Source organism: Streptomyces sp. NPDC028907 (assembly GCF_055564995.1).
This window is the reverse complement of sequence record NZ_JBVHVE010000014.1, coordinates 215,569-225,079: the sequence shown is the minus strand read 5'-3', so window position 1 is coordinate 225,079 and position 9,511 is coordinate 215,569. Positions and strand designations below refer to the sequence as shown.

The following is a 9,511-nucleotide window of genomic DNA, read 5'->3' as shown; positions in this document are numbered from 1 at the left end:
CGGGGGCGCGGGGCTGTGTCGATATGCGGCTCCGCCGCGTGGGCGCGACCAGCCACATGCGGCCCGGCACACGCCAACACTCCTCGCACCCGTCCCCTCAGGCGCCCCGTCTGACCTGAGTAAGCGCCGCCCCCACAAGAACGACCACCGCACCAACCGGCGTCGACCAGCTCAGCGACTCCCCGAGCACCACAACCCCCGCGGCCGTGGCGATGACCGGAATGAAGTACGTGACCATCTGGGCCGTGGTCGGCCCCACCTCGGCGACCAGCCCGTACTGCAGCAGCACCGCCAGCCCCGTTCCGAGCGCTCCCAACCCCACGACCGCGAGCAGAGGCACCACGTGAAAGCTGCTGGGCGCGGACGTGAACACCGGTGTGACAACGGCCAGTTGACCCGTCGCCAACAACAACTGCGCCCCCGTGAGCGACAGATGCGACTCACTGGACCCGGCCAACGTCCGGCGGACGTATATCCACCCGATCGGATAGCTCAACGACGCCAGCAGCGCCATCACCGTCCCCGTGGCATCCAGCCCATGAAAGCCCTGCCACGCCCCGAGCACCGTGAGCACACCCAGGAACCCGACCCCGAGCCCGGCCACCCTGACCCGGGTCGGCCGGTCCTCCGAGAGCGCGACCAGGGACAGGGCCATGCCCCACAGTGGCGAGGTCGCGTTGCAGATGCCGGCCAGCGTGGAGGGAATCGTCAGCTCGGCGTACGCGAACAACGAGAACGGCAGCGCGTTCAGCAGGAACGCGGCGACCGTCAGATGCCCCCACGTGCGCGCCCCGCGCGGCAACCGCTCCCGCTTCACCGCCATCGCGGCCGCCAGTACCGCCGTACCGAACACCAGCCGCCCGAGGGTGACCTGGAAAGGGGCGTAACCATGGGTGCCCACCTTGATCAGCAGGAAGCTGAAACCCCAGATCAGCGAGAGGGCGGCGAAACGCAGACGCCAGTCGAGGCGTGCGCGAGAGCCAGGGCGGGAGTCGGGGCGGGGAGTGGCTGGAGCGGGGACACGAGAGCCGGTGGCGGTGGTCATGGCAGCAACGATGCGGCACACGACTTCGTAGCACAATCGAGATTTCGCACGCGATATCTCGTAGCATTGCTTACATGTTGAACCTGGAACGCCTGCGCACCCTCGACGCCCTCGCCCGGCACGGCTCGGTCAGTGGCGCGGCGGAGGGCCTGCACATCACGACGTCCGCCGTCTCGCAGCAGATGTCCAAGCTGGAGCGCGAGGTCGGCCAGCAGCTCCTCGCCAAGAACGGGCGGGGCGTACGGCTCACGGACGCGGGGCGGCTGCTCGCCGAGCACGCCTCACGCATCCTGTCGCAGGTCGAACTGGCCCAGTCCGACCTGGAGGCGCAGCGCGGCAAGGTCGTCGGCGAACTGAGGCTCGCGGCGTTCCCGACCGCCGCGCGCGGCCTGTTCCCGACCGCGCTCTCCGCCCTGCGTGCCGAGCACCCCGCCCTGCGCGTGCGCTCCTGCGAACTGGAGCCGGAGAACGGCATCGCCGGGGTGATCCGCGGCGACTTCGACCTGGCCGTCGTCCTCGACTGGTACAACAAGCCGATGGCGCTGCCCGAGGGCCTGGTCAAGGCGCACATCCTCGACGACCCGGCCGACGTGGCGATGCCGGTCGGGCACCGGCTCGCGGACCGGGAGGAGGTGGATCTCGCCGAGTTCGCGGAGGACGAGTGGATCACCTGGGGCGAGGGCGAGTTCTGCCACGAGTGGCTGATGTTCACCCTGCGCTCCAAGGGCATCGAGCCCCTTCTCGGCCATCGCGCCCCCGAGACGCACACCCAACTGGCGCTGGTCGCGGCCGGACTCGGCGTGTGCATCGCGCCGCTGCTGGGACGCCGTCCGATGCCCTCGGGTGTGGTGACCGTGCCGTTGAAGCAGCGGGTGCGGCGGCATGTGTACGTCGTCTGGCGTGCCGACGCGGACCGCCGCCCGTCGATCCGGGCGGCGGTGCGGGCGCTGCGGGAAGCGGGGGAGAGCGTCTCCTGAGGGCGCCCCCGACCCGCCGCGCGGCCCCTACAGCGCTCCCAGTTTCCGGAAGTCCCAGGACACGATCTTCTCCGGCGTCAGCCGCACCCACGCGTGCCGGCCGTCGTGCGGCATCTCGTCGAGGCCGAAGTTCTTGCGCGCGAACAGCGTCTCGGGGACGTCGAGTTCGGCGCGCAGCTCGCCGACGCGAGGACTCTCGCCCACGAAGTCGACGGTGCCGGACAGCTCCACGCCGCGCAGCTGCTCGTACTCCTCGCCCGTGTCGATCACGATCGCGACCCGCGGATCGCGGCACAGATCGGCCCACCGCTTGCTGCGGACGACCGAGTACAACCACAGCGAGTTGCCGTCCCAGGCGAACCACAGGGCGCTGACATGCGGGAAGCCATCGGTGGACACCGTGGCGACCCGGCAGGTGCGCTGGGTGGTGAGGAACTCGTCCAGCTCCCCGGGCGTCATCATGATCTTCCGGCCCCGGCGCTGAGTGACGGTCATGCGGCCCCCTCTTCTCTCACGTCGTGCCAGAGGAGAGATCCTCTGACATCACGTCAGAAAAGGATGAGTCGTCTTCCCCGCAGAGGCAATGGTGGTTCCGTCCTCACTCGAACATGGCTACGCTCGCCCGCCACGCCGCCGCCGTCGGGCACAGGGGGAACCATGCCGCCGTACGCCGAACTCAGCGAACTCCTCGACCCCGCGACCACCGCCCTGCTCACCGTCGAATGCCAGGAGGGAGTCGTGGGAGCGAACAGCGCCCTGCCCGAACTCGCCGCTGAGGCCCGCTCCTCGGGCGCCCTCGCCAACATCGCCCGGCTGGTCGCCGCCGCCCACGCGAGCGGCGTCCAGGTGATCCACGCCCTCGCCGAACGCCGCCCCGACGGACGCGGGGCGAGCCGCAACGCCCGCCTCTTCCGCGCCGCCGAACGGCTTGCCGTCCAACAGCTGTCCGGCAGCGAGGCGGTCCGCGTGGCGGCGCCGATCGAGGTCGCCGAGGAGGACTTCGTCGTACGCCGTCTGCACGGCCTGTCCCCGATCCAGGGCACCGACGTCGACGCCCTGCTGCGCAACGTCGGCTGCCGCACCCTGATCGTCACCGGCGTCTCGGCCAACGTGGCGATCCCCAACACGGTCTTCGACGCCGTGAACCGGGGTTACGTCGTGGTCGTGCCGCGCGACGCCGTCGCCGGGGTGCCCTCCGACTACACCCCGGCGATGATCCGCCACACCCTCGCATTGGTCGCCACGGTCGCGACCACGGACGAGGTACTGGACGGCCTCAAGCGTCCGCGCGTCAGGCGAGCGTGATCGAGTCGCCCGCCACGCTGATCTGCTTTGCGGCCAGCGGCTGGGTGGCCGGCCCCTTCTTCACGCTGCCGTCCAGCACGGAGAACTGGCTCTTGTGGCAGGCGCAGGTGATGGTGTCCCCCTGCAGGTCCGTCATCGGACACTGCTGATGGGTGCAGATCGTCGAGAAGGCCTTGTAGTCGCCCGCCGTCGGCTGGGAGACCACCACCTTCTCGTCACTGAAGACCTTGCCGCCGCCCTCCGGGATGTCGGCGGTCTTGGCGAGCGCGGCACCACCACCGCCGCCGCCCGCCTCGGTGCTCGCCCCGCCGCCGGCGGGGGCACCCTGTTCGGTGGACGAGCCGGACGCGTCGTCGTCCGACCCGCACGCGGTCAGCGCCACGGCGAGCCCCGCCGCGCCGACCGCCGCCACGACGGTGCGGCGGCTCGGACTCGACACCGGCTGAACTGATTCGCTGGTCATGCTGACGTTCCTTCCGCGGATTCTTGATCTGCCGAGAGGTACGGTCCTTCGGGACCGGCTGTTCAGACGCAGTCGAAATCCTGACCCGGTCCGGTGAAGAGGTGGGTAAAGCGGAGCTGTCGGTTCACTGTCCAGAGCTGTCGATCCGCTGTCGGCGCAAACCCGTCGCCGCCCGCCCCGCCCGTCCTTCACTCCCGCCTGTGCGCCAGTAACCTGGGGCGATGCTCAAGGAAGTCATCGCGACCCGCTACATCACGCCGCTGCGTGAGGGCGGTTCGCTGCCGGGGCTCGTCGAGGCCGACGACTTCGGTACGTACGTCATGAAGTTCACCGGCGCCGGACAGGGCCGCAAGACACTGGTCGCCGAGGTCGTCTGCGGCGAACTCGCGCGCAGGCTGGGCTTCCGGGTGCCCCGGCTGGTGACGATGGAGCTCGACCCCGTGCTCGGGCTCGGCGAACCCGACCAGGAGGTGCAGGAGCTCCTCAAGTCCAGCGGCGGAACCAACCTCGGCATGGACTTCCTCTCCGGCGCGCTCGGCTTCGACCCCCTCGCGTTCGACGTGAGTGCCGCGGACGCCGGCCGGATCGTCTGGTTCGACGCCCTGGTCAACAACGTCGACCGGTCCTGGCGCAACCCCAACCTGCTGATGTGGCAGGGAGAACCGTGGCTCATCGACCACGGCGCCACCATGATCTGGCAGCACAACTGGCCCGGTGCCGAAGCCTCGGCGGCGCGTCCGTACGACGCCTCCGACCACGCCCTCGCCTCCTTCGCTCCGGACGTGCGGGCGGCCGCCGCCGAGTTGGCGCCGCTCGTCACCGAGGAGCTGCTCGCCGAGGTGACCTCCGAGATCCCGGAGGTCTGGCTGGCGGACGAGCCGGGGTTCGCGTCGGCGGACGCGCTGCGCGGGGCGTACGCCCGGCCCCTTGTCGCGCGGGCCGCCGTCATCCACGAACGCATCGAGGGGATCAAGTGAGCGAGCGCACGATGGGGACCCGTTCCCGCACCCAGGACGTCTTCGAGTACGCGCTGCTGCGGGTCGTCCCGCGTATCGAGCGCGGGGAGTGCCTGAACGCGGGCGTGCTCGTGTACTGCCGCGCCCGCTCGTTCGTCGCCGCCCGGACCCACCTGGACGAGACCAGGCTCCGGGCCCTGGACCCCGACGCAGACGTCGCCGGGGTGCGCGCCGCGCTCAGTGCCGTCGAGGGCGTCTGCGCGGGCGGCGAGGCGGCCGGGCAGGCCGAGGGCGACGATCCCGGCCGGCGCTTCCGCTGGCTGATCGCGCCCCGCTCGACCGTCGTCCAGCCCGGGCCTGTGCACACCGGCCTGACCTCCGATCCGGCGGCCGAGGCGGAGCGGCTGCTCGATCTGTTGGTGAAGTGAACGGATCGGCTGATGGAACGGGTAATGGATCACATGCGCGCGGTGGCCGTTGACACCGCGTGCCAGGGCTTCTAGCGTCACGTCCATCGAAGGTACTAAGCGGTCGCTCACCCGAGGAGAGTCATTCCATGTCCACCACTGAGCAGCGGGTCGCCGTGGTCACCGGCGGAGCGCGCGGCATCGGCGCCGCCACCGCCGTACGACTGGCCGCCGAGGGCCGCGCGGTCGCCGTGATCGACCTCGACGAGGCCGCCTGCAAGGACACCGTGGAGAAGATCACCGCGGCCGGCGGCAAGGCCATCGCGGTCGGCTGCGACGTCTCCGACGAGGCGCAGGTCGAGGCCGCCGTCGCGCGGATCGCCGACGAGCTCGGCGCCCCGACGATCCTGGTCAACAACGCGGGTGTGCTCCGTGACAACCTGCTGTTCAAGATGAGCGTCTCCGACTGGGACACCGTCATGAACGTCCACCTGCGCGGCGCCTTCCTGATGTCCAAGGCCTGCCAGAAGCACATGGTGGACGCGGGCTTCGGCCGGATCGTCAACCTCTCCTCGTCCTCCGCGCTCGGCAACCGCGGCCAGGTCAACTACTCCGCCGCCAAGGCCGGCCTCCAGGGCTTCACCAAGACCCTCGCCAAGGAACTCGGCAAGTTCGGCGTCACCGCCAACGCGGTCGCCCCCGGCTTCATCGCCACCGAGATGACCAAGGCCACCGCCGACCGCGTCGGTATGGGCTTCGAGGACTTCAAGGCGGCCGCCGCCACCCAGATCCCGGTGGCCCGGGTCGGTGAGCCCGACGACATCGCCAACGCCATCGCCTTCTTCACCGGCGAGGCGGCCGGATTCGTCTCCGGCCAGGTGCTGTACGTCGCCGGCGGACCGCTCGACTAGGGCCGGGGGAGAAACGAACATGACTGAACTGCCTGCACTCTCCGGCAAGGTCGCCCTCGTCACGGGCGCCAGCCGCGGCATCGGATACGGCGTCGCCGAGGCGCTCGTCGCACGCGGTGACCGCGTGTGCATCACCGGCCGCAACGAGGACGCCCTCAAGGAGGCCGTCGAACAGCTCGGTGCCGAGCGCGCGATCTACGTGGCCGGCAAGGCGCACGACGAGGCCCACCAGGCCGTCGCCGTCGAACGCACCATGGAGGCCTTCGGCCGCGTCGACCACCTGGTCAACAACGCCGGCACGAACCCGGTCTTCGGGCCGATCGCCGACCTCGACCTGGGGGTCGCGCGCAAGGTCTTCGAGACCAACGTGATCTCGGCGCTCGGCTTCGCGCAGAAGACCTGGCATGCCTGGCAGAAGGACAACGGCGGCGCGATCGTCAACATCGCCTCCGTCGCCGGCATCGCGCCCTCGCCGTTCATCGCAGCCTACGGCGTCAGCAAGGCCGCGCTGATCAACCTGACCCAGCAACTCGCGCACGAGTTCGCGCCCAAGGTGCGGGTCAACGCCATCGCGCCGGCCGTGGTGAAGACCAAGTTCGCGCAGGCCCTGTACGAGGGTCGCGAGGCCGAGGCCGCCGCGGCCTACCCGCTGGGCCGGCTCGGCGTGCCCTCCGACATCGGCGGCGCCGCCGCGTTCCTCACGTCGGACCAGTCCGACTGGGTCACCGGTCAGACGCTTGTCGTCGACGGCGGCATCTTCCTCAACGCCGGCGTCGGCTGAGGCAAGGCACCTACGACAGGGGCGCCGCTGGACACCAGCGGCGCCCCTGTCGACGTATCGGGAGATCAACGGCTGTTGACAACGTAGTCACCGAAGAGGTGAACAAGTGCTCCTGAGACGGGAGGTCCACCGGCCGGAACACTGCGGTATGTTTTGCCGACCCTTGGCATGGCAGATCGAGGAGCGTGCGCGTGTTCAACCGGATCCGACGCCTGCGGCAGGTGGCGGCCATCGCGTCCATATCGTCCCTGGTGGCAGGGTGCGGTGTCCTCTCGTCCGATTCCTCGGACGAGGAAGGGCCGATCGTCGTGGGGACCACGGCCGCCCCCAGCACCCTTGATCCCGCCGCGTCCTGGGACAGCTCCTGGGAGCTGTTCCGGAACATCTACCAGACGCTGCTCAGCTACCCGCCCGGCTCGACCGTGCCCGAGCCCGACGCCGCGGAGAACTGCCAGTTCACCGACAACACCAACATGAAGTACCGCTGCGAGCTGCGCGAGGGCCTGCAGTTCTCCGACGGGCACACCCTCGACGCGAAGGCCGTCAAGTACTCGATCGACCGCATCCGGAAGATCAACGTCAACGGCGGCCCGGCCGGCCTGCTCGGCAGCCTCGAACGTGTCCAGGTGCTGAACGACCGCGAGATCGTCTTCCACCTGAACAAGGCCGACGCCACCTTCCCGTTCGTACTGGCCACGCCCGCGATGTCGATCGTCGACCCCGAGGACTACCCGGCGGACAAGCTCCGCGAGGACGGCACGATCGTCGGATCCGGGCCCTACACCCTGGAGTCGTACGACGAGGGCAAGCAGGCCGAGCTCGTCAAGAACGACAGGTACGACGGGTACGCGGAGCGCAAGAACGACGCGGTGACCATCCGCTACTTCCAGGACTCGCCCACCATGGTCGCCGCACTGCGCGACCAGGAGCTCGACGTCGCCTTCCGTGGCCTCGCCGCCGACGACATCGTCGACATCCAGGCCGACGACAAGGACGACCTCCAGCTGATCGAGGGCTCGGGCACGGAGATCAACTACCTGGTCTTCAACCCCAAGGACCCCATGGCCGGCAAGACCGCCGTCCGCAAGGCCGTCGCCCAGGTCATCGACCGCCCGGCCATCGCCCACAAGGTCTACAAGGACACCGTCGAGCCGCTCTACTCCATGGTCCCCAAGGGTCTGACCGGACACACCACGGGCTTCTTCGACGACTACGGCGACCCCAGCGTGAGCAAGGCCCGCAAGTTCCTCACGGAGGCGGGCGTCACGACCCCCGTGCCGCTCACCCTCTGGTACACCAGCGACCGCTACGGCTCCGCCACCAAGGCGGAGTTCGAGGAGCTGAAGAGCCAGCTCGAGGACTCCGGCCTCTTCGAGATCACCCTCAAGAGCCGCCCCTGGAAGACGTACGTCACCGGCTACCAGAACGGCGAGTACCCGGTGTTCGGGCGCGGCTGGTTCCCCGACTTCCCGGACGCCGACAACTTCATCGCGCCGTTCGTCGGCAAGCAGAACGCCCTCGGCACCCCCTACGTCACGCCCACCATCACCGACCGTCTGCTGCCCAACTCCCGCGCCCAGAGCGACCGGGCCAACGTCGTCAAGGACTTCGAGGACGCCCAGCGCATCCTCGTCGACGACGCGCGGCTGCTGCCGCTGTGGCAGGGCCGGCAGTACGTGGCCGCGAGCGCGGAGGTCTCGGGTGCGGAGCGGGCGCTGGACCCCTCGACGATCATGATGATGGGGGAGCTGTACCGCAAGACCAGCTGGTAGCGGGCGGGATGAGCGGTGGGCCGGGCGATTGTCAGTGGTCGCCTGTAGGTTCTGAAGCCTGGAAGTGACCGTCGCGCGGTCACTTCCCACCGTTCACCGCACACCGTAAGGAAGTCGACGTGACCGACATCGCCATGCTGCCCGAGTCCTGGCGCGGGGTTCTGGCCGACGAACTGCAGCAGCCCTACTTCAAGGAGCTGACGGAGTTCGTCGAGGAGGAGCGGGCGAAGGGTCCCGTCTATCCGCCGCGCGACGAGGTCTTCGCCGCACTGGACGCGACGCCCTACGACAAGGTGAAGGTCCTGGTCCTCGGCCAGGACCCCTACCACGGCGAGGGCCAGGGCCACGGCCTGTGCTTCTCGGTCCGCCCCGGGGTGAAGACGCCGCCCTCGCTGCGCAACATCTACAAGGAGATGAAGGAGGAGCTCGGCCTCCCCGTTCCCGACAACGGCTATCTGATGCCCTGGGCCCAGCAGGGCGTCCTGCTGCTCAACGCGGTGCTGACGGTCCGCTCCGGCGAGGCCAACTCGCACAAGGGCAAGGGCTGGGAGAAGTTCACCGACGCGGTGATCCGGGCCGTGGCCGACCGGCCCGACCCCGCGGTGTTCGTGCTGTGGGGCAACTACGCTCAGAAGAAGCTCCCGCTCATCGACGAGACACGGCATGTGGTGGTCAAGGGCGCGCACCCCTCCCCGCTGTCCGCGAAGAAGTTCTTCGGGTCCCGCCCGTTCACGCAGATCAACGAGGCGGTGGCCGCGCAGGGCCACGAGCCGATCGACTGGCGGATCCCGGACCTGGGCTGACCCCTCGCCGGGCCGGTCCTCGCGCCGGACCGGCCCGGTGCCGTACGGAGCCGCCTGACCGGGATCGCAGGTGGCGGCGGTTAGCGTCGGG

Annotated in this window: 11 protein-coding genes; 8 read left to right on the top strand and 3 right to left on the bottom strand. The window is 69.6% G+C overall.

From position 1 onward, the window contains the following. Window positions 1–97 precede the first annotated feature (97 nt). Window positions 98–1,045 carry a DMT family transporter gene (locus ACZ4UU_RS35485; protein WP_471907504.1) on the bottom strand — a complete coding sequence of 316 codons (948 nt, stop codon included), beginning with the start codon at window positions 1,043–1,045 and terminating at the stop codon, window positions 98–100. Window positions 1,046–1,119: 74 nt separating this feature from the next. On the opposite strand from ACZ4UU_RS35485, the gene ACZ4UU_RS35480 reads away from it, so the two are divergent. Then, window positions 1,120–2,022, top strand: coding sequence for a LysR family transcriptional regulator (locus ACZ4UU_RS35480; protein WP_471907503.1), 903 nt, complete (start codon window positions 1,120–1,122; stop codon window positions 2,020–2,022). 27 nt (window positions 2,023–2,049) lie between these two features. Here ACZ4UU_RS35480 and ACZ4UU_RS35475 read toward each other — a convergent pair whose 3' ends face one another. After that, entirely contained in the window at window positions 2,050–2,517 is a 468-nt protein-coding gene (locus tag ACZ4UU_RS35475) for a pyridoxamine 5'-phosphate oxidase family protein (protein ID WP_471907502.1), read from the bottom strand. A gap of 162 nt (window positions 2,518–2,679) precedes the next feature. On the opposite strand from ACZ4UU_RS35475, the gene ACZ4UU_RS35470 reads away from it, so the two are divergent. Continuing rightward, a complete protein-coding gene (locus tag ACZ4UU_RS35470) occupies window positions 2,680–3,327 on the top strand; it encodes a cysteine hydrolase family protein (RefSeq protein ID WP_471907501.1) in 648 nt (215 codons plus the stop codon). Here the strand turns inward: ACZ4UU_RS35470 and ACZ4UU_RS35465 are convergent. Continuing rightward, window positions 3,314–3,790 carry a Rieske (2Fe-2S) protein gene (locus ACZ4UU_RS35465; protein ID WP_471907500.1) on the bottom strand — a complete coding sequence of 159 codons (477 nt, stop codon included), beginning with the start codon at window positions 3,788–3,790 and terminating at the stop codon, window positions 3,314–3,316. The two genes, ACZ4UU_RS35470 and ACZ4UU_RS35465, sit on opposite strands and share 14 nt — an antisense overlap. A 221-nt stretch (window positions 3,791–4,011) precedes the next feature. On the opposite strand from ACZ4UU_RS35465, the gene ACZ4UU_RS35460 reads away from it, so the two are divergent. The 6 genes from ACZ4UU_RS35460 to ACZ4UU_RS35435 all read left to right on the top strand — a co-directional run bounded on the left by ACZ4UU_RS35460 (window position 4,012) and on the right by ACZ4UU_RS35435 (window position 9,420). Beyond that, on the top strand, window positions 4,012–4,767 hold the full coding sequence (locus tag ACZ4UU_RS35460; RefSeq protein WP_471907499.1) for a HipA family kinase: 756 nt from the start codon (window positions 4,012–4,014) through the stop codon (window positions 4,765–4,767). 11 nt (window positions 4,768–4,778) lie between these two features. Next, window positions 4,779–5,174 carry a DUF3037 domain-containing protein gene (locus tag ACZ4UU_RS35455; RefSeq protein ID WP_471907546.1) on the top strand — a complete coding sequence of 132 codons (396 nt, stop codon included), beginning with the start codon at window positions 4,779–4,781 and terminating at the stop codon, window positions 5,172–5,174. 128 nt (window positions 5,175–5,302) lie between these two features. After that, the gene (gene fabG / locus ACZ4UU_RS35450; RefSeq protein WP_471907498.1) at window positions 5,303–6,064 is read left to right on the top strand and encodes a 3-oxoacyl-ACP reductase FabG; all 762 of its coding nucleotides are present in this window, start codon (window positions 5,303–5,305) and stop codon (window positions 6,062–6,064) included. A gap of 19 nt (window positions 6,065–6,083) precedes the next feature. Further along, complete coding sequence (locus ACZ4UU_RS35445; protein WP_471907497.1) at window positions 6,084–6,845, top strand: SDR family oxidoreductase; 762 nt, start codon at window positions 6,084–6,086, stop codon at window positions 6,843–6,845. A 191-nt stretch (window positions 6,846–7,036) separates the two neighbouring features. After that, on the top strand, window positions 7,037–8,617 hold the full coding sequence (locus ACZ4UU_RS35440) for an ABC transporter substrate-binding protein (RefSeq protein ID WP_471907496.1): 1,581 nt from the start codon (window positions 7,037–7,039) through the stop codon (window positions 8,615–8,617). Between the two features lie 119 nt (window positions 8,618–8,736). Then, a complete protein-coding gene (locus tag ACZ4UU_RS35435; RefSeq protein WP_471907495.1) occupies window positions 8,737–9,420 on the top strand; it encodes a uracil-DNA glycosylase in 684 nt (227 codons plus the stop codon). The last annotated feature ends 91 nt before the right edge of the window (window positions 9,421–9,511 follow it).

Bases quoted from the DNA above. Each gene is read 5' to 3' on its own strand.
- ACZ4UU_RS35485 (WP_471907504.1), bottom strand. From the start codon at position 1,045: ATGACCACCGCCACCGGCTCTCGTGTCCCCGCTCCAGCCACTCCCCGC.
- ACZ4UU_RS35480 (WP_471907503.1), top strand. From the start codon at position 1,120: ATGTTGAACCTGGAACGCCTGCGCACCCTCGACGCCCTCGCCCGGCAC.
- ACZ4UU_RS35475 (WP_471907502.1), bottom strand. From the start codon at position 2,517: ATGACCGTCACTCAGCGCCGGGGCCGGAAGATCATGATGACGCCCGGG.
- ACZ4UU_RS35470 (WP_471907501.1), top strand. From the start codon at position 2,680: ATGCCGCCGTACGCCGAACTCAGCGAACTCCTCGACCCCGCGACCACC.
- ACZ4UU_RS35465 (WP_471907500.1), bottom strand. From the start codon at position 3,790: ATGACCAGCGAATCAGTTCAGCCGGTGTCGAGTCCGAGCCGCCGCACC.
- ACZ4UU_RS35460 (WP_471907499.1), top strand. From the start codon at position 4,012: ATGCTCAAGGAAGTCATCGCGACCCGCTACATCACGCCGCTGCGTGAG.
- ACZ4UU_RS35455 (WP_471907546.1), top strand. From the start codon at position 4,779: ATGGGGACCCGTTCCCGCACCCAGGACGTCTTCGAGTACGCGCTGCTG.
- fabG (WP_471907498.1), top strand. From the start codon at position 5,303: ATGTCCACCACTGAGCAGCGGGTCGCCGTGGTCACCGGCGGAGCGCGC.
- ACZ4UU_RS35445 (WP_471907497.1), top strand. From the start codon at position 6,084: ATGACTGAACTGCCTGCACTCTCCGGCAAGGTCGCCCTCGTCACGGGC.